Origin of the sequence: Variovorax sp. RCC_210 (genome assembly GCF_041355175.1) — a bacterium.
Lineage (GTDB): Bacteria > Pseudomonadota > Gammaproteobacteria > Burkholderiales > Burkholderiaceae_C > Variovorax.
The window spans coordinates 195,436-212,751 of record NZ_JBFUPJ010000016.1; the positions used below are offsets into that span (position 1 = coordinate 195,436).

The window sequence follows — 17,316 nt, forward strand, 5'->3', positions numbered from 1 at the left end:
CCGCGCAGTCCCGCAAGCCCCGCATCGAAAAAAGACAGGAGACAACGCCATGCTGCTCAGCGCAGACCAGGAAGCCATTCGCGACGCGGTGCGCGATTTTTCGCAAGCCGAGCTCTGGCCCCACGCCCCCGCGTGGGACCGCGAACACAGCTTTCCCAAGGAGGCCCACCAAGGCCTTGCCGCGCTGGGCGCCTACGGCATCTGCGTGCCCGAGGAGCACGGCGGCGCCGGCCTCGACTACCTCACGCTGGCACTGGTGCTGGAAGAAATCGCGGCCGGCGACGGCGGCACCAGCACCGCGATCAGCGTGACCAACTGCCCGGTCAACGCCATCCTCATGCGCTACGGCAACGCGCAGCAGAAGAAGCAGTGGCTGGAGCCGCTGGCACAGGGGCAGATGCTCGGCGCCTTCTGCCTCACCGAGCCGCAGGCCGGCAGCGACGCATCGAGCCTGCGCACCACGGCGCGCAAGGACGGCGACGGCTACGTGATCGACGGCGTGAAGCAGTTCATCACCAGCGGCAAGAACGGCCAGGTGGCCATCGTGATCGCGGTGACCGACAAGGGCGCGGGCAAGCGCGGCATGAGCGCGTTCATCGTGCCCACCAACGCACCCGGCTACAACGTGGCCCGCCTGGAAGACAAGCTGGGCCAGCACAGCAGCGACACCGCGCAGATCAACTTCGACGGCTGCCGCATTCCGCGCGAGAACCTCATCGGCGCGGAGGGCGAAGGCTACAAGATCGCGCTCGGCGCGCTCGAGGGTGGGCGCATCGGCATCGCCGCGCAGAGCGTGGGCATGGCGCGCAGCGCCTTCGACGTGGCGCTGGCCTACGCCAAGGAGCGCCAGGCCTTCGGCGGTTCGATCTTCGACCAGCAGGCGGTGGGCTTTCGCCTGGCCGAGTGCGCGACGCAGATCGAGGCCGCGCGCCAGCTCATCTGGCACGCCGCGAGCCTGCGCGACGCCGGCCGGCCCTGCCTGAAGGAGGCCGCCATGGCCAAGCTCTTCGCCAGCGAGATGGCCGAGCGCGTGTGCAGCGCGGCCATCCAGACGCTGGGCGGCTATGGCTACGTGAACGACTTTCCGCTGGAGCGCATCTACCGCGACGTGCGCGTGTGCCAGATCTACGAAGGCACCTCGGACATCCAGAAGCTGCTGATCCAGCGCGCGCTGGCTTGAGCCAGGGCAAGCCGGGCGGGCGGCCTCCGGGCTTGCCCTCTCGGCGCTTCGTGCGCAAGGTGTTCCAATAGCGGTCTTCATGAGCGCCAACGATCCCACCACCGGACCTTGCCCCTGCGGGCGCACCGACCGCCGCGACAAGCCCATTGCCTACGCAATGTGCTGCGGCCGTTACCTCGACGACTTCGACAACACCCCCGCGCCCGACGCCGAGTCGCTGATGCGCTCGCGCTACACGGCCTTCGTGCTGGAGCGCGGGGCCTACCTGCTCGCCACCTGGGACCCGGCCCGGCGACCGGCGGCCATCGAGTTCGAGCCGGGCGTCAAGTGGCTGGGGCTGGACATCCGCTCGCGCTCGGTGCTCGACGCAGAGCACGCCGAGGTCGAGTTCGTCGCCCGCCAGCGCAGCGCGGCCACCGGCGCCGCCACCCGGCTGCACGAGCGCAGCCGCTTCGTGCGCGAGGGCGAGCGCTGGTATTACCTCGACGGCGACCTGCAACTGCCCCTGGCTTGACGCGCCGGGCCGAGGCTCGCACAATCGGCCCCGCTCCGGGGTGCACGCATGTGGCGTGCTGAGATGGCAAAGCTGCCGACCCGCGAACTTGATCCGGGTCATACCGGCGTAAGAAGAGCTGCACTCCCTGACTTCGGTCCGTCACTCCCCCTTCAGTGACGGGCCTTGCCGAAGTCCATCGAGCGATTGCGGAGCACCCTTTCCCCCACAAGGAGTGCCTCCCGATGAATGCCCCCGACAAGTTCACCACGCTGCTTTCGCTCACGCGCGAGCCCTTTCCGGCGTCGCACAAGTGCGTGATTCCGGGCAGCCGGCCCGACCTGCTGGTGCCCGTGCGCGACGTGCAGCTGACCAACGGCGAGACCGTGTCGCTGTACGACACCTCGGGCCCCTACACCGACCCGAAGGTCGAGATCGATGTGCGCCGCGGCCTGCCCGACGTGCGCGCCGCGTGGATCGCCGAGCGCGACGACACCGAGACCTACCAGGGCCGCACGCACCACGCGCTGGACGACGGCGCGAAGAACGAAGACCGCGATGCGCAACGCCTGGCCGAACTGCGCGCCGGTGCCGCGGCGCTGCAGCGCACGCCGCGCCGCGCGAAGTCGGGCGCGAACGTCACGCAGATGCACTACGCGCGCCGCGGCATCGTCACGCCCGAGATGGAGTACGTGGCCCTGCGCGAGAACGGCAAGCGCGAGTGGATGGCCGAGTACCTCGCCAACGAGGAACGCGCCACGCGCGTGCGGGGCAACCCGATGGGCGCCACCATTCCGCGCATCATCACGCCCGAGTTCGTGCGCGACGAAGTGGCCCGCGGCCGCGCCATCATTCCCGCCAACATCAACCACCCGGAAGTGGAGCCGATGGCCATCGGGCGCAACTTCAAGGTGAAGATCAACGCCAACATCGGCAACTCCGCCGTCACCTCGAGCATCGAGGAAGAGGTCGAAAAACTCGTGTGGGCCATTCGCTGGGGCGCCGACAACGTGATGGACCTGTCGACCGGCAAGAACATCCACACCACGCGCGACTGGATCGTGCGCAACTCGCCCGTGCCCATCGGCACCGTGCCCATCTACCAGGCGCTGGAAAAGGTGGGCGGCGTGGCCGAAGACCTGACGTGGGAGATCTTTCGCGACACGCTGATCGAGCAGGCCGAGCAGGGCATCGACTACTTCACCATCCACGCCGGCGTGCGGCTGCCGTTCATTCACCTCACGGCCGACCGCATGACGGGCATCGTGTCGCGCGGCGGCTCGATCATGGCCAAGTGGTGCATCGCGCACCACAAGGAGAGCTTTCTCTACGAGCACTTCGAGGACATCTGCGACATCATGAAGGCGTACGACGTGAGCTTTTCGCTGGGCGACGGCCTGCGCCCGGGCTCGGGCGCGGACGCCAACGACGAGGCGCAGTTCGCCGAGCTGCGCACGCTGGGCGAGCTCACGCAGGTCGCGTGGAAGCACGACGTGCAGACCATGATCGAAGGCCCCGGCCACGTGCCGCTGCACATGATCCAGGCCAACATGGACGAGCAGATCAAGCACTGCCACGAAGCGCCGTTCTACACGCTGGGGCCGCTGACCATCGACATCGCGCCGGGCTACGACCACATCGCCAGCGCCATCGGCGCGGCCATGATCGGCTGGGCCGGCACCGCGATGCTGTGCTACGTGACGCCCAAGGAACACCTGGGCCTGCCCGACCGCGACGACGTGAAGCAGGGAATCATTGCGTACAAGATCGCCGCGCACGCGGCCGACGTGGCCAAGGGCCACCCGGGCGCGCGCTCGCGCGATGACGCGCTGAGCAAGGCGCGCTTCGAGTTCCGCTGGCAGGACCAGTTCAACCTGGGCCTCGACCCCGACACCGCGCGCGAGTTCCACGACGAGACGCTGCCGAAGGACTCCAGCAAGGTCGCGCATTTCTGCTCGATGTGCGGGCCCAAGTTCTGCTCGATGAAGATCACGCAGGAAGTGCGCGAGTACGCAGCGAAGAAGGGCGTGGCCGAAAGCGCGGCCATGGCCGAGGGCATGCAGGAAAAGTCGAAGGAGTTCATGGCGGGCGGCGGGGAGATGTACATCCCCATTCGCGCCGTTTCCTGACCGCCTGAGCTTGCCTTCCGGCGGTGCCGTTGCGCGGCGCCGGAAGGCGGTTCAACGGGTGAGCCCCGAAGGGCTCAGGCCCAGCGCGGCACCGCTTCGTCTTTCAGCTGCTGGCGCAGCACGCCGTAGTCGGGCACCACGCTTTCCACCGTTTCCCAGAACCTGTGCGAGTGGTCCATGACCCGCAGGTGCGCCAGCTCGTGCGCCACCACGTAGTCGATCACCGGCAGGCGGAAATGAATGAGCCGCCAGTTCAGCCGGATCGAGCCGTCCGCGCTCGCGCTGCCCCAGCGCGTGGCCGCGTTCGACAGCGACAGCTTCGCCCAGCGCACGCCCAGCAGGGGCGCGAAGTGGTCCAGCCGCTCGATGAACAGGCGCCGCGCCTGCCGCATGAGCCAGGCCTGCGCCGCGTCGCGAATCTGCGAGGGCTGGGCGTTCTGCGCCACCGCCAGGCGCAGCACGCGCGGTTCGTCGCCCTGCGCCGCGTCCAGCGTGCCGCCGACGCTGGCAAAGCCGTGCTTCGGGTCGAGCCGGATCACCACCGTCTCGCCCATGAACGGAAACAGCGCGCCGTCGCGCCACTCGATGCGCGTGGCCTCCACGCGCGCATGGCGCTGCTGCGTCTCGGTGAGCTTGCGCAGGATCCAGTCGGACTTCTCGTGGATGGCCGCATCGACATCGCGCAGCGCCACCCAGCGCGGCGCCCGCACCGACAGCCCTTCGGCGCCGACCAGGAAGCCGATGGTCTTGCGCTTGCCGCGCTTGAACTCGTAGGCCACGCACGCGGCGCCGAGCACCACTTCGCGCGAGGCCTGCGGGTGCACGAAGCTGGCCAGCGCGAGCGTGTCGGACAGTGGAACGGCGGGTGGCGCGTGCAGGTCAGGCAAATCGACGGGTGCGGGCGGCGCCAGGGGCAAGCCCGGCGGTGTCGCCGCCCGGGGCTTCTTCGCCCGCGGCGGCCGCGCAGGTGCCGGTGCGGGCGCAGGCGCGGGTGGCGCGAACTCGCTGCCCAGCCCCTCGAAGAGGTCCATCGTGAACTGGAGCAGTCCCCCCATGTCGGGCTCTTTCGTCTTCAGTGCACCGCTTCCTGCACGGGCTGCGGGCTGTCGGCGTAGGCCTCGGGGTCGAGGCGGCGCATCTCGGCCTCGATCCAGGCCTCGACCTCGCGCATCAGCTCGTCGGGCTTGCGGCCCACGCTGGAAATCGCCGGGCCGATGGACACGTCCACCACGCCGGGGCGCTTGATGAAGGCCTTGCGCGGCCACACCTTGGCCGAGGTGACGGCGATGGGAATCACCGGCACGCCTGTCTCGCACGCCAGGCGCGTGCCGCCGCTCTTGTAGGTGCCCTTCTGCCCGCGCGGAATGCGCGTGCCTTCGGGGAACATGATGATCCAGATGCCCTGCGCCAGCAGCTTGCGGCCCTGGTTGACCACCTTGTTGAAAGCCTGCGCGCGCTGGCTGCGGTCGATGTGGATCATGTCCAGCCGCGCCATCGCCCAGCCGAAGAAGGGCACGTAGATCAGCTCCTTCTTGAACACGTAGGCCAGCGGGTGCGGCATCAGCGTGGGCATCAGGAAGGTCTCGAGCGTGGACTGGTGCTTTACGAGCAGCACCGCGCCGGCGAGCGCGTCGGTCGGCAGGTTCTCCATGCCGCTCACGCGGGTCTTGATGCCCAGCAGCACGCGCGCGCCGCCGATGGCCCAGCCGAGCCAGCGCTCGGCCATCCAGTACAGCGGAATGCCGCGCTTCCAGATCGAGCTGACGCACATGATGATGCCCCAGGGCACCACGGTGACGAGCATCCACAGCGCGTGGAGAACGGAACGAAAAAACGCCATCAAATAGACACCTGCAATGCAGCCTGCGCTTCGCGCGCAAGCAGGAAATCGACAAAGGCGGGAAGGTCGTCGTGGACCATCGTGTTCGCCGGGTATTCGGAAGGCAGCGGATCGACCCCGCGGCAGGCCGCGCCCATGCCCGTGAGCAGCAGGTGCGGCTCGCAGCCGGCGGCCGCGCCGGCCTGCAGGTCGCGCAGGCTGTCGCCGCAGGTGGGCGTGCCCTTCAGGTCGATGCCGTAGCGGTCGCCGATCTGCAGGAACAGGCCCGGCTTGGGCTTGCGGCAGTCGCAGCCCTCGTCGGGGCTGTGCGGGCAATAGAACACCGCATCGACCTTGCCGCCCACGGCCGCGAGCATCTTGTGCATCTTGGCGTGCATGGCGTTGAGCGAGGCCATGTCGAACAGCCCGCGGCCCAGGCCCGACTGGTTCGACGCGATCACCACGTGCCAGCCCGCATGGTTGAGCCGCGCCACGGCCTCGAGCGCGCCGGGCAGCGGCGTCCACTCGATGTCGCTCTTCACGAAGTCTTCGCGGTGCACGTTGATCGTGCCGTTGCGGTCGAGGATGACGAGTTTCATGGCGGGGACACTCCTGGAGGAGGCGTCGTGAAGGGGGTCAGGCCGCCAGCCGCTCGAGCTGCGCCACGCGGTTCATCGCGGCGTGCAGCGACATCAGCAGGCCCAGCCGGTTCAGCCGCAGATCGGCCTGCTCGGCGTTGACCATCACGCCGTCGAAGAAGGCGTCGACCGGCTCGCGCAGCGCGGCCAGCGTCTGCAGCGAGGCGGTGTAGTCGCCGGCGTCGAACTGCGCGTTGGCGGCGGGCACCACCTGGGCCATGGCGGCGTGCAGCGCCTTCTCGGCCGGCTCCTGCAGCAGCAGCTCGCTCACGTGCGCGTCGGCTTCGGGAGCCTTCTTCAGGATGTTGCCGATGCGCTTGTTGGCCGCGGCCAGCGCGGCGGCGGCAGGCAAGGCAGCGAAGGCGCGCACGGCCGCCAGCAGCTTGGGCACTTCGCCCAGGCGCTGCGGGCGCGGGGCCAGCACGGCGTCGACTTCCTGTGCGCTGGCGCCCTGCTCGCGCAGGCTGCCGGCGAGGCGGTCGAGCACGAAGTCCTGCAGCTCGACCGTGGCCTTGCCGCTGTCGAAGCCGGCGATGCCGCCGAACTGCGCGGCGGCGTCCTGCAGCAGGGCGTCGAGCCCCAGCGGCAGGTCTTTCTCGATGAGCATGCGCAGCACGCCCAGCGCATGGCGGCGCAGCGCGAAGGGGTCGCGGTCGCCGGTGGGCAGGTTGCCGATGCCGAACATGCCGACCAGCGTTTCCAGCTTGTCGGCCAGCGCCACCACCACGCCCACGGTGTTGCGCGGCAGTTCGTCGCCGGCGAAGCGCGGCTTGTAGTGGTCTTCGATGGCGTCGGCCACCGCGGCGTCGAGGCCGTCGTGCAGCGCGTAGTAGCGGCCCATGGTGCCCTGCAGCTCGGGGAACTCGCCGACCATGTCGGTCACGAGGTCGGCCTTGGCCAGCTGGGCGGCTTGCGTGGCCTGCGCGGCGACCTTCGCATCGCCGAGCTTTTCGGCGATGCCGCGCGCGATGTGCATCACGCGCTGCACGCGCTCGCCCTGGGTGCCCAGCTTGTTGTGATAGACCACCTTGCCCAGCGACTCCACGCGCGAGGCCAGGCTCTTCTTGCGGTCCTGGTCGAAGAAGAACTTGGCGTCGGCCAGGCGCGGGCGCACCACGCGCTCGTTGCCGCCGATGACGGCGCTGGCGTCGTCGGGGCTGATGTTGCTGACCACCAGGAACTGGTGGGTGAGCTTGGCCTGCGCGTCGAGCAGCGGAAAGTACTTCTGGTTGGCCTTCATCGTGAGGATCAGGCATTCCTGCGGCACCTCGAGGAACTCGCGCTCGAAGCTGCAGACCAGCACGTTGGGGCGCTCGACCAGCGCGGTGACTTCGTCGAGCAGCGCGTCGTCGTGGATGGGCACGGAGCCGCCACCGACCTTCACCGCCGCGGCGGCCAGCTGGCGCGCGATTTCTGCGCGGCGGGCCTCGAAGCTGGCGATGACGGCGCCCTCTTCCTGCAGTTGCAGCGCGTAGCTGTTGGCGTCGCGCAGCACCACGGGGTCGACGGCCGCCTCGAAGCGGTGGCCGTGCGTGTCGCGCCCGGCCTTCAGGCCCAGGGCCTCGATGGGCACCACGGTGCTTCCATGCAGCGCCACCAGGCCGTGCGCGGGGCGCACGAAGCTCACGCTGCTCCAGCCGGGCAGCTCGCTGCCTTCTTCGAGCTGGTAGGTCATGACCTTGGGAATCGGCAGCTTGGCGATGGCTTCGGCCAGCGCCTTCTGCAGGCCCTCGGCCAGCGTGGCGCCCTTGGCGGTGCTTTCGTAGAACAGGGCCTCGGCCTTGCCGTCCATCGCGCGCTTCAGGCCGGGCACGGCCGAGGCGTCGGCGCCCAGCGCGCCCAAGCGCTTGAGCAGCGCGGGCGTGGGCTGGCCAGCAGCGTCGAGGCCAACGGCCACGGGCATGAGCTTTTGCGACACGGCCTTGTCGGCGGCGCGCTCGGCCACGTGAGTGAGGTGCGCGGCCAGGCGGCGCGGCGAGGCGTAGGCGGTGAGCACGGCGCCCGGCTCGGCCAGGCCCTGCGCCACGAGCTGGTCGCGCAGGACGCCGGCAAAGGCGTCACCGAGCTTCTTCAGCGCCTTGGGTGGCAATTCCTCGACAAACAGTTCGACAAGAAGGCTGGCAGACGACATGGCTCAGAGCGTTGTTGGAAATGGGCCGCGAGCGGCACCGGTCACGGGCGCGCAGCGAAGCGGCGCCGTGGAGGGGAAAGAAGAGAAAGTCGAATTCATGAGGCGACGGCGCCGTCGCGCCGCTCCACATGGCGGCGCGCGACGAGCACCAGCACCGCGGCCGCCAGCAAGGGCGCCCACACGGTGACCATCTCGTTGAACAGCACCGCCGCGCCGCGCGGCGAGAAAAACTTCTTCAGCGCGATCGGCGACACCTCGATGGGGCGCCACGGGCTGAAGTAGCGCACGTCGCTGAACGGCCAGAAGAAGGCGATGCCGATGCCGCCGTTGGTCAGCATGTCCAGCAGCGGATGCGACACGGTGCACAGCGAAATCCACGCCCAGCCCACCGCGCGGCGCATGCCCCAGCGCGGCGCGAGCCACCAGCCGACCAGGCCCAGCAGCAGCGCGAACAGCAGCGTGTGCGTGAAGCCGCGGTGCCCTGCCATGCCGCCGTAGGCGATGCCGAGCTTGAAGGCCAGGCCGTCGAAGTCGGGCGCGATGGCCGCGACCATGCCCGCCAGCAGCGCCGGCACCGGCACGCGCCGCGTGCCCAGCGCAAGGGCTGCGCAGACGGGAACGGCGACGTGGGTGAAGACGGTGGGCATCGGTGGTGCAGCAGCGGGCGTGAAGCGGATCAGGCCGCCTTCTTCGGCGGCATCTGCGCGACCCATTCGCGCGGCGCCATCGGGAAGCCCAGCCGCTCGCGGCTTTCGTAGTAGCTCTGCGCCACGCTGCGCGCGAGGTTGCGGATGCGCCCGATGTAGGCGGCGCGTTCGGTCACGCTGATGGCGCCGCGCGCGTCCAGCAGGTTGAAGCTGTGCGCGGCCTTCAGCACCTGTTCGTAGGCCGGCAGCGCGAGCTGCTCGGTCATGAGGTGCTTGGCCTGCTTTTCGTGCGCATTGAAGGCGGTGAACAGGAACTCGGCGTCGCTGTGCTCGAAGTTGTAGGTCGACTGCTCGACCTCGTTCTGCTTGTAGACGTCGCCGTAGCTCAGGCCATCGGTCCAGGTCAGGTTGTAGACGTTGTCCACGCCCTGCAGGTACATGGCCAGGCGCTCCAGGCCGTAGGTGATCTCGCCGGTGATGGGCTTGCAGTCGATGCCGCCGACCTGCTGGAAGTAGGTGAACTGCGTCACTTCCATGCCGTTGAGCCACACCTCCCAGCCCAGGCCCCAGGCGCCGAGCGTGGGGTTCTCCCAGTCGTCTTCCACGAAGCGGATGTCGTTCTTCTTCAGGTCGAAGCCCAGGGCCTCGAGGCTGCCGAGGTACAGCTCCAGGATGTTGCTGGGCGCCGGCTTGAGCACGACCTGGTACTGGTAGTAGTGCTGCAGGCGGTTGGGGTTCTCGCCGTAGCGGCCGTCCTTGGGGCGGCGGCTGGGCTGCACGTAGGCGGCCTTCCAGGGCTCGGGGCCGAGGGCGCGCAGGAAGGTGGCGGTGTGCGAGGTGCCCGCGCCCACTTCCATGTCGTACGGTTGCAGCAGCGCGCAGCCCTTGTCGGCCCAGTACGACTGCAGTTTGAGAATGATTTGCTGGAAGGTCAACATGAAGCTGGCCGGCAGGGGCCGGACATTGGACGGTAGCGTGGACGGGTAGCGCGGCGACACGCCGCGAAAGCGGGCGATTTTACGTTCGGAGGGCAACTCTCCCACAGCGGCGCGGGAAGTCGCCTGCTGGCGAGGCCGCGCGGCGGGTGCGACAACTGCCAACCCGTCGCTTGCGACGGACCGCGGCGGGCGCCATCCCTCTCTTTTTTCCGCCGCTTTCCACCCGCCCTCCCCCGTTTTTCCCTGGACCCCTGGACATGCCCGTGCCCGAGCCCACACCCGACGCTCCTCTTTTCATCGTGCTCAACGCCGGCTCCGGCAGCGAGGACGCGGCCGAGGCGCGCCGGGTCATCGAAGAGGGCTGCGCCGCGGCCGGGCGGCGCCTGCGCATCTTCGTGGTCGACGGCCCCGGCCGGGTGCAGGCGCTGGCGCGCGAAGCGGTCGAGCGGGCGCGCGCGGCCGGCGGCGTGGTGGTGGCCGCGGGCGGCGACGGCACCATCAACGCGGTGGCGCAGGCCACGCTGGGCAGCGGCTGCGCCTTCGGCGTGCTGCCGCAGGGCACCTTCAACTATTTCAGCCGCACCCACGGCATTCCGCGCGACACCGCGCAGGCGCTGCACATCCTGCTGACCGAGCAGCCCCGGGCGGTGCAGGTCGGGCTGGTGAACGACCGCGTGTTCCTGGTCAACGCCAGCATGGGCCTGTACGCCGAGCTGCTGGAAGAGCGCGAGAGCTACAAGTCGCGCTTCGGCCGCAGCCGCTGGATCGCGTTCGGTGCCGGGCTGCTCACGGTGCTGCGCGGCCACCGGCACTGGAACCTGCGCATGGCCTGGCGCGGCAAGGAGCGCGACATTCGCACGCCCACGCTGTTCGTCGGCAACAACCCGTTGCAGCTGCACCAGGTCGGCATCGCCGAGGCCGACGCGCCCGAGCAGGGGCAGCTCGCCGCCATCGCGCTGAAGCCGGTGGGGCCGCTGTCGATGCCGGGGCTGCTGGTGCGCGGTGCGCTGGGCCGGCTGGGCGATGCCGACGAGGTGCTGAGCTTTCCGTTCGAGTCGCTCACCGTCAAGGGCGGCCGGGCGCTCGGTCCGGTGGGCCCGCGGGGCCCGCGCCGCGTGAAGGTGGCGACCGACGGCGAGATCGGCTGGGTCGACATGCCGCTGCTGTTTCGCGTGTCGCCCGAGCCGCTGTGGCTGGTGCGGCCCGCGCAGACTGCGCCCGAGCTGGAAGCCGCCCGCGAATGAGCTGCCGATGACTTGCCTCCTGCAGATTTCCGATCCGCACTTCGGCACCGAGCAGCCCGAAGTGCTGCAGGCGCTCGAGCGGCTGTCGCACGCGCTGGCGCCGGGGCTGGTCGTGTTCTCGGGCGACATCACCCAGCGCGCGACCGTGGCGCAGTTCGCGGCGGCGCGCGCCTTCGCCGACCGGCTGGGCGCGCCGGTGCTGGCCGTGCCGGGCAACCACGACATTCCGCTGTACCAGCTGGCCGCGCGCGTGTTCGCGCCCTACGCGCGCTATCGCCAGGCCTTCGGCGACGACCTGGAGCCGGTGTTCGAGTCGCCCGAGTGGCTGGTGGTCACGGTCAACACCACGCGCTGGTACCGCCATGAAGACGGCGCGGTCTCGGCGGCGCAGGTGGAGCGGGTGGCGCAGCGGCTCGCTTCCGCGCTGCCGTCGCAGGTGCGCGTGGTGGTGACGCACCAGCCGGTGATGGTCACGCGCACGCAGGACCTGGGCAACCGCCTGCACGGCCGCGAGAAGGCCGTGGCGCGCTGGACGGCGGCGGGCGCCGACCTGGTGCTGGGCGGCCACATCCACCTGCCCTTCGTGCGGCCGCTGCACGACGCCTTCGCGGGCTGCGCGCGCACGGCATGGGCGGTGCAGGCGGGCACGGCCACGTCGTGGCGGGTGCGCGCGGGGCACCCCAACTCGGTGAACGTGGTGCGCCCGGACATGGTCGAAGGCCGGCGCGCGTGCCGGGTGGAACGCTGGGACTACGTGGCGCGCGACAAGGCCTTCGGCTGCGCCGAAGTATTCGGGCTTTCTCTTGCCAGCGAAGCGACGCAGCCTTAGGGTGCGCCGCTATGTCGACGGAAGCCCCCCTCTCCTCCCTGGTTCTCACCGCGCAGCAGCTCGGCGCGCATGCGCTGCCCTGGTTCGTCTCGCTGCTCGCGGTCGCCGTGCTGGGAGCCGGCGCGGTCTGCCATGTGCTGCAGAAGCGCCACTTCAACACGCTGGACACCGACGAGCCCAGCGAGCCGCGCATCGCGCTCGGGCTGGCGTCGGGCTTCGTGCTGATCCTGCTGGCGGCCAGCCTGTTCGCGTGGATCGCGTCGAACATTTCCGACGGCCGCGTGGTCGGCCAGGCCGACCACGCGCTCACCGACGCCATCGCCGCGCACCTGCCGTGGGCTGCGCTGGTGGTGTTCAGCTGGGTCACGCACCTGGGCGACGCGGCTTTCCTGGCGCCGGTGTGCGTGCTGGTGGCGGCCGTGCTGTGGTGGCACCGGCACCGCGGTCTGGCGCTGGGCTGGGTGATGGCGCTGGGCGGCATCGTGGTGCTGAACCCGGCGCTGAAGCACATCTTCGCGCGGGCCCGGCCGCTGCACGACCACGGGCTGGCGCTGGAGACCAGCTACAGCTTTCCCAGCGGCCACAGCGCGGGCGCGATCGTGAGCTACGGGATGCTGCTGTACCTGCTGCTGCGCACCATGCCGCCGCGCTGGCATGTGCCGGGCGCGATGGCCGCCGCCGGGGCCATCGTCACCATCGCCTGCAGCCGCATCTTCCTGCAGGTGCATTTCGCGAGCGATGTGGCCGCCGGCCTGCTGACCGGCCTGGCCTGGCTGCTGGTGTGCGTGGGCAGCCTGGAATACGCGCGGCACCGCAAGCTGCGGCGCGCGCTGGCCTGAACCGGGCCAGGCCAGGCCCGGGAGATCAGTACTCCCAGAAGATGCGTTGCAGTTCCTTGGTGTCGCTGGTCTTGGTCAGCGCGACCATCGCCAGGATGCGCGCCTTCTGCGGGCGCAGGTCGTGCGCCACCACCCAGTCGTACTTGTCGTCGGGCTGCTCGGCGTTGCGGATCACGAAGCCGTCGGGCACGCGCGAGCTGCGAATGACGATCACGCCGTCGGCGCGCGCCTTCTGCAGGTTGGGCACGATGCGGTCGGCCACCGAGCCGTTGCCCGTGCCGCCATGGACCAGCGCCTTCACGCCGCTCTTGGCGATGGCGTCGATGGCAACCGAGGACACGCCTTCGTAGCCCATGGCGATCTCCACCGGCGGCAGCGCGTTGATGCTGTCGATGTTGAACTCCGAGTTCATGGTGTGGCGCTTCACCGGCGCGCGGAACCAGTAGTTCCGGCCCTCCACCACCATGCCCAGCGGGCCCCACTGGCTGGAGAAGGCGCTGGTCTTGATGTTGACGTTCTTGCTCACGTCGCGGCCGCTGTCGATGTTGTCGTTCATCGTCACCAGCACGCCCTTGCCCATGGCGTCCTTGCTGCCCGCCACGTTCACGGCGTCGTACAGGTTGAGCGCGCCGTCGGCCGACAGCGCGGTGCCCGGGCGCATCGAGCCGACCACCACGATGGGCTTGGCGGTGTGCACGGTGAGGGTCAGGAAGTAGGCGGTTTCCTCGAGCGTGTCGGTGCCGTGCGTGATGACGATGCCGTCCACGTCGGGCTGCTTCGACAGCGCCGACACGCGCTTGGCCAGCGTCAGCAGGTTGTCGTTGGTGAGGCTTTCCGATGCGACCTGGAACACCTGCTCGCCGCGCACGTTGGCCACCTTGGAAAGCTCCGGCAGGCCGGCGATGAGCTTCTCCACGCCCACCTTCGCCGCCGCGTAGGTGGCGCTGTTGACGGCCGAGGCGCCTGCGCCCGCGATGGTGCCGCCGGTGGCAAGGATCACCACGTTGGGCAGTGCCTGCTGCGCCTGCGCGAGCGCGCTGGCCGCCAGCAGGGCGGCACCGGCCGCGAGGGCCCTGAAACGGGGAGAAAGGTACATGGAGAGCTCCTGTGTTGAAGTGGAATCTTTCGAGGCGGCGAGGAAGATACATGAACCATGCCCGCATGCACCGCGCGTCCATGCCGGCATCGCATGCAGCCATGCGCGAAGGATTACCATCGACCGCGCCCCTCTGCAGCCCGCCTTGCCATGAACGCCGATTCCTCAGCAGACTCCTCCGCAGATTCCGCAGCCCTCGCCGCCTCTCCCGCCCAGGAAATGCCCGCCCCCGAGGGGCCGCTGTCGCGCGCGCGGCCCGGGCGCGAACGCATCATGGCGGCGATCCGCACCGCGGCGGTCGCGGAGTTCAGCCTGCACGGCCTGAAGGGCACGTCCACCCAGGCCATCGCCGCGCGCGCCGGCCTGACCAAGCCCCAGCTGCACTACTACATCGTGGGCAAGGAAGAGCTCTACGAAGAGCTGCTGATGCAGGTGCTGCACGCGTGGAAGGTGGTGTTCTCGTTCGAGGACGCGAGCGACCCCGCCACGGTGCTGGGCGACTACATCCGCAAGAAGCTGGACCACGCCATCGACAGCCCCGAGATGTCACGCATCTTCACGCGCGAAATCCTCGACGGCGGGCGCAACCTGGACCGCTACTGGCCCAACGCGCGGGCCTGGACGCAGAAGAAGGTCGACATCATCAACGGCTGGATCGCGCGCGGGCAGATGCGCCCGCTGGACGCGCGCATCCTGCTGATGCACGTGTGGGCCATGACCCAGAGCTACGCCGACTACGCCATCCAGACGCGCGTGATGCTCGGCCTGCCGCCGGACGCGCCCATCGACCGCGAGCCGATCGCGCGCGAGCTGGTGACCTTCGTGCTGAACGGGTGCGGCATCAAGACCTGAAGCCGCGGGGCTGCAGGGCCTGCATGGCTGTCAGGGCTGTCAGGGCTGTCAGGGCTGACGCGGCCTAGAGCCCGTGCACGATCCAGGTGTCTCCGGGCGCCGTGGGCACGCGCACCGTGTTTTCGCCGACGTGGTCGAAGCGGTACTCGCGCCCGCCGATGGCGACCAGCTTCATGTTGGTCCACACCCGGTACTCGTAGCCGTCGGCCACCGGCGTGACCTGCAGCACACGAAACACCGGCGGCACGACCACGGTGATGTGCACGCGCGCCGAGGCGCTGCCGCTGCCATAGCCTGACTCCGCCCGGGACGGCAGCGGCACGAGCGTGCCGACGCCCGCGAGTGCCAGCGCCAGCGCGCCGGCAACAGGCGCCCCCGCACACCGCGCGCCACTCGCCCATCGAAGCCAAGGTTCCGTCATGTCGCCGATCAGAAAAGCAGGAAAGGCGCGCGCCCTCCGCGCCCGCCCCTCGGATATCGGCAAGCCCCGGCGGAACTGAAGGGGCGCTTGAAGAGAAGGCCCGCCCCAACCCGGTGCACTCGCTCTGGCACGTCGCTTGCATAACCTGACCACTTGCTCTGATTAAGCGGTCAAACACCATGCGCGTGCTCGTCATCTACTGCCATCCGGTCGAAACCAGCTTCCATGCCGCCCTGCACCAGGAGGTGCTGGCGAACCTGCGCGCCGCCGGGCACGAGGTGGACGACTGCGACCTGTACGCCGAAGGCTTCAACCCGGTGCTCTCGCGCGAGGAGCGCCTGGGCTACCACGAGGTGCCGGCCAACCAGATCCCGCTGAAGCCCTACATCGAGCGCCTGCAGTGGGCCGAGGGCATCGTGTTCTGCTTTCCGACCTGGTGCTTCGGCCTGCCGGCCATGCTCAAGGGCTACTTCGACCGGATCTTCATGCCGGGCGTGGCCTTCGACATCAGCGACCCGGCCAACGTGAAGCCGATGCTCACGCACATCAAGCGCATCAGCGCCGTGGTCACCTACGGCCGGCCGCGCTGGGTGGCGATGTACATGGGCGACCCGCCGCGCAAGATCGTCACGCGGTACATGAAACGACTTACCGGCCAGGGCGCCAAGGTGGACTACCACGCCCACTACCACATGAACGTGGCGACCGAACCCCAGCTGAAGCGCTTCATGGCGAAGGTCGGCAACGCGATGGCGCGCTTCGCATGAGCACCGCGCCAACCCTGCTCGACAACGTGCGGCTGCCGCGCTGGCTGCTGCCGACCGACTGGCCGCAGCACGACGGCGTGCCGGTGCTGGCGCGCATCGCCATCGAAGCCGGCCGCGTGCAGGCCGTGCACCCCGTGGCCGACGCCGAAGGCAGCCCCGCCACCGAAGGCAGCGCCGCCACCGCATGGAACCTGGCCGGCACGCTCGCCCTGCCCGGCTTCGTCGACGCCCACACGCACCTCGACAAGGCCTTCACGCTGCCGCGCATGAAACAGGTGCAGCCCGGCCTGCTCGGCGCCATCGACGCAATGCTGGCCGACCGCGTGCACTGGACGTCCGCCGACGTGCGCGAGCGCGCCGCGCGCGGCCTGCAGTGGGCCTGGGAATGCGGCACCACGCACGTGCGCACGCACGTCGACTGGTGGGAGCCCGAGTCGCTGCCCATGGCCTGGCCCGTGATGGCCGAGCTGGCGCAGGAGTGGGCCGGCAAGGTGCGCCTGGAGCAGGTGAGCCTCATCAAGCTGCCGCTGTTCGAAGACGCGGCGCAAGCCCTGCGCCTGGCCCGGCAGGTGAAGGCCACCGGCCCGCACGCGCTGCTGGGCGGCTTCGTGCACTCCACCAACTGGAGCGAGAACGCGCTGCGCAACCTGCTGGTGTCGGCGCAGGCCTGCGACCTGGACATCGACCTGCATGTGGACGAAGAGCTCAACGCCGCGGCGGTCGGGCTGCAGGCCACGGCGCGCATCCTGCGCGAGATCGGCTACGAAGGCCGCGTGGTCTGCGGCCACATCTGCGCGCTGGCGGCCCAGCCCGAGGCGCAGGCCTTCGCCACGCTCGACGCGGTGGCGCGCGCGCCCATCACCGTGGTGTCGCTGCCCGCCACCAACCTGCTGTTGCAGGACGCCGTCACCGGCCGCACGCCGCGCCAGCGCGGCATCACGCTGGTGAAGGAAGCGCGCGAGCGCGGCATTCCGCTGCTGTTCGCGAGCGACAACGTGCAAGACCCCTTCTGCCGCCTCGGCAGCTTCGACCCGGTCGAGGCGCTGGGCACGGCCGCGCTGGTGGCGCAGCTCGACGAGCCCTTCGACACCTGGTCGCAGGCGCTGTGCCGCGGTGACTGGCTGCGGCGCGAGCCCGCCCCCGCCCAGCCGACGCTGGTCGGCGCGCCCGCCGACCTGGTGCTCTTCACCGACGCCGACCGTCACGGCTGGCCCTCGCGCACCGCGAACCGCGTGGTGCTGCGCGACGGCCGCGTGACGCGCGGCGACGCCACGCCCTTCCTCCCCCGGTAAC

Annotated in this window: 17 protein-coding genes and 1 riboswitch; of the genes, 9 read left to right on the plus strand and 8 right to left on the minus strand. The window is 69.8% G+C overall.

Going from position 1 to position 17,316, the window contains the following annotated elements; genetic code table 11:
* Positions 1-49: 49 nt before the first annotated feature.
* From AB6807_RS32805 to thiC, 3 genes are all read left to right on the plus strand, one after another.
* On the plus strand, positions 50-1,180 hold the full coding sequence (locus tag AB6807_RS32805; protein ID WP_371087844.1) for an acyl-CoA dehydrogenase family protein: 1,131 nt from the start codon (positions 50-52) through the stop codon (positions 1,178-1,180).
* A 79-nt stretch (positions 1,181-1,259) separates the two neighbouring features.
* Positions 1,260-1,694 carry a YchJ family protein gene (locus AB6807_RS32810; protein ID WP_371087845.1) on the plus strand — a complete coding sequence of 145 codons (435 nt, stop codon included), beginning with the start codon at positions 1,260-1,262 and terminating at the stop codon, positions 1,692-1,694.
* Positions 1,695-1,720: 26 nt separating this feature from the next.
* Positions 1,721-1,826, plus strand: a riboswitch (TPP riboswitch).
* 92 nt (positions 1,827-1,918) lie between these two features.
* Positions 1,919-3,802: a phosphomethylpyrimidine synthase ThiC gene (thiC, locus tag AB6807_RS32815; RefSeq protein WP_371087846.1), complete on the plus strand. Its 1,884-nt coding sequence runs from the start codon at positions 1,919-1,921 to the stop codon at positions 3,800-3,802.
* A 74-nt stretch (positions 3,803-3,876) separates the two neighbouring features.
* On the opposite strand, the gene AB6807_RS32820 is transcribed toward thiC, so the two are convergent.
* The 6 genes from AB6807_RS32820 to glyQ form a co-directional block, all read right to left on the minus strand.
* On the minus strand, positions 3,877-4,857 hold the full coding sequence (locus tag AB6807_RS32820) for a M48 family metallopeptidase (RefSeq protein WP_371087847.1): 981 nt from the start codon (positions 4,855-4,857) through the stop codon (positions 3,877-3,879).
* A 17-nt stretch (positions 4,858-4,874) separates the two neighbouring features.
* Positions 4,875-5,642 (minus strand): 1-acyl-sn-glycerol-3-phosphate acyltransferase, encoded by a 768-nt coding sequence (locus tag AB6807_RS32825; protein ID WP_116909591.1) that lies wholly within the window; start codon positions 5,640-5,642, stop codon positions 4,875-4,877.
* Positions 5,642-6,220: a D-glycero-beta-D-manno-heptose 1,7-bisphosphate 7-phosphatase gene (gene gmhB / locus AB6807_RS32830; RefSeq protein ID WP_116909592.1), complete on the minus strand. Its 579-nt coding sequence runs from the start codon at positions 6,218-6,220 to the stop codon at positions 5,642-5,644. Before gmhB ends, AB6807_RS32825 begins: the two co-directional genes overlap by 1 nt.
* 37 nt (positions 6,221-6,257) lie before the next feature.
* A complete protein-coding gene (glyS, locus tag AB6807_RS32835) occupies positions 6,258-8,390 on the minus strand; it encodes a glycine--tRNA ligase subunit beta (RefSeq protein WP_371087848.1) in 2,133 nt (710 codons plus the stop codon).
* A gap of 95 nt (positions 8,391-8,485) precedes the next feature.
* Positions 8,486-9,103, minus strand: a complete 618-nt coding sequence (locus AB6807_RS32840; RefSeq protein ID WP_371087849.1) for a metal-dependent hydrolase — start codon at positions 9,101-9,103, stop codon at positions 8,486-8,488.
* Positions 9,067-9,975, minus strand: a complete 909-nt coding sequence (glyQ, locus tag AB6807_RS32845; protein WP_093130572.1) for a glycine--tRNA ligase subunit alpha — start codon at positions 9,973-9,975, stop codon at positions 9,067-9,069. Before glyQ ends, AB6807_RS32840 begins: the two co-directional genes overlap by 37 nt.
* A 257-nt stretch (positions 9,976-10,232) precedes the next feature.
* On the opposite strand from glyQ, the gene AB6807_RS32850 reads away from it, so the two are divergent.
* Genes AB6807_RS32850 through AB6807_RS32860 form a run of 3 tightly spaced genes read left to right on the plus strand, consistent with a single transcriptional unit; the run spans position 10,233 to position 12,887 of the window.
* Positions 10,233-11,219: a diacylglycerol kinase family protein gene (locus AB6807_RS32850; RefSeq protein ID WP_371087850.1), complete on the plus strand. Its 987-nt coding sequence runs from the start codon at positions 10,233-10,235 to the stop codon at positions 11,217-11,219.
* Between the two features lie 7 nt (positions 11,220-11,226).
* Complete coding sequence (locus AB6807_RS32855; protein ID WP_116909596.1) at positions 11,227-12,048, plus strand: metallophosphoesterase; 822 nt, start codon at positions 11,227-11,229, stop codon at positions 12,046-12,048.
* A gap of 11 nt (positions 12,049-12,059) precedes the next feature.
* Complete coding sequence (locus AB6807_RS32860; RefSeq protein ID WP_371087851.1) at positions 12,060-12,887, plus strand: phosphatase PAP2 family protein; 828 nt, start codon at positions 12,060-12,062, stop codon at positions 12,885-12,887.
* A 25-nt stretch (positions 12,888-12,912) separates the two neighbouring features.
* Here AB6807_RS32860 and AB6807_RS32865 read toward each other — a convergent pair whose 3' ends face one another.
* Positions 12,913-13,983 carry an asparaginase gene (locus AB6807_RS32865; RefSeq protein ID WP_371087852.1) on the minus strand — a complete coding sequence of 357 codons (1,071 nt, stop codon included), beginning with the start codon at positions 13,981-13,983 and terminating at the stop codon, positions 12,913-12,915.
* A gap of 219 nt (positions 13,984-14,202) precedes the next feature.
* Between AB6807_RS32865 and AB6807_RS32870 the strand changes: the two genes are divergently transcribed.
* Entirely contained in the window at positions 14,203-14,835 is a 633-nt protein-coding gene (locus AB6807_RS32870) for a TetR family transcriptional regulator C-terminal domain-containing protein (RefSeq protein WP_371087868.1), read from the plus strand.
* 64 nt (positions 14,836-14,899) lie between these two features.
* Here the strand turns inward: AB6807_RS32870 and AB6807_RS32875 are convergent, their stop codons facing one another.
* Positions 14,900-15,256 (minus strand): hypothetical protein, encoded by a 357-nt coding sequence (locus tag AB6807_RS32875; protein WP_371087853.1) that lies wholly within the window; start codon positions 15,254-15,256, stop codon positions 14,900-14,902.
* 179 nt (positions 15,257-15,435) lie between these two features.
* Here AB6807_RS32875 and AB6807_RS32880 point away from each other — a divergent pair, with 179 nt between their 5' ends.
* Together AB6807_RS32880 and AB6807_RS32885 are read left to right on the plus strand one after the other, a co-directional pair.
* A complete protein-coding gene (locus AB6807_RS32880; RefSeq protein ID WP_371087854.1) occupies positions 15,436-16,023 on the plus strand; it encodes an NAD(P)H-dependent oxidoreductase in 588 nt (195 codons plus the stop codon).
* Positions 16,020-17,315: an amidohydrolase family protein gene (locus AB6807_RS32885; protein ID WP_371087855.1), complete on the plus strand. Its 1,296-nt coding sequence runs from the start codon at positions 16,020-16,022 to the stop codon at positions 17,313-17,315. Before AB6807_RS32880 ends, AB6807_RS32885 begins: the two co-directional genes overlap by 4 nt.
* Position 17,316: the final 1 nt, after the last annotated feature.

Excerpts from the sequence above, each read along its gene's own strand:
- AB6807_RS32850 (WP_371087850.1), top strand. The coding sequence starts at position 10,233 with ATGCCCGTGCCCGAGCCCACACCCGACGCTCCTCTTTTCATCGTGCTC.
- AB6807_RS32860 (WP_371087851.1), top strand. The coding sequence starts at position 12,060 with ATGTCGACGGAAGCCCCCCTCTCCTCCCTGGTTCTCACCGCGCAGCAG.
- AB6807_RS32855 (WP_116909596.1), top strand. The coding sequence starts at position 11,227 with ATGACTTGCCTCCTGCAGATTTCCGATCCGCACTTCGGCACCGAGCAG.
- thiC (WP_371087846.1), top strand. The coding sequence starts at position 1,919 with ATGAATGCCCCCGACAAGTTCACCACGCTGCTTTCGCTCACGCGCGAG.
- glyQ (WP_093130572.1), bottom strand. The coding sequence starts at position 9,975 with ATGTTGACCTTCCAGCAAATCATTCTCAAACTGCAGTCGTACTGGGCC.
- AB6807_RS32885 (WP_371087855.1), top strand. The coding sequence starts at position 16,020 with ATGAGCACCGCGCCAACCCTGCTCGACAACGTGCGGCTGCCGCGCTGG.
- AB6807_RS32870 (WP_371087868.1), top strand. The coding sequence starts at position 14,203 with ATGCCCGCCCCCGAGGGGCCGCTGTCGCGCGCGCGGCCCGGGCGCGAA.
- AB6807_RS32865 (WP_371087852.1), bottom strand. The coding sequence starts at position 13,983 with ATGTACCTTTCTCCCCGTTTCAGGGCCCTCGCGGCCGGTGCCGCCCTG.
- AB6807_RS32820 (WP_371087847.1), bottom strand. The coding sequence starts at position 4,857 with ATGGGGGGACTGCTCCAGTTCACGATGGACCTCTTCGAGGGGCTGGGC.
- AB6807_RS32825 (WP_116909591.1), bottom strand. The coding sequence starts at position 5,642 with ATGGCGTTTTTTCGTTCCGTTCTCCACGCGCTGTGGATGCTCGTCACC.
- AB6807_RS32875 (WP_371087853.1), bottom strand. The coding sequence starts at position 15,256 with ATGACGGAACCTTGGCTTCGATGGGCGAGTGGCGCGCGGTGTGCGGGG.
- gmhB (WP_116909592.1), bottom strand. The coding sequence starts at position 6,220 with ATGAAACTCGTCATCCTCGACCGCAACGGCACGATCAACGTGCACCGC.
- AB6807_RS32805 (WP_371087844.1), top strand. The coding sequence starts at position 50 with ATGCTGCTCAGCGCAGACCAGGAAGCCATTCGCGACGCGGTGCGCGAT.
- AB6807_RS32880 (WP_371087854.1), top strand. The coding sequence starts at position 15,436 with ATGCGCGTGCTCGTCATCTACTGCCATCCGGTCGAAACCAGCTTCCAT.
- AB6807_RS32840 (WP_371087849.1), bottom strand. The coding sequence starts at position 9,103 with ATGGGTCGCGCAGATGCCGCCGAAGAAGGCGGCCTGATCCGCTTCACG.
- AB6807_RS32810 (WP_371087845.1), top strand. The coding sequence starts at position 1,260 with ATGAGCGCCAACGATCCCACCACCGGACCTTGCCCCTGCGGGCGCACC.
- glyS (WP_371087848.1), bottom strand. The coding sequence starts at position 8,390 with ATGTCGTCTGCCAGCCTTCTTGTCGAACTGTTTGTCGAGGAATTGCCA.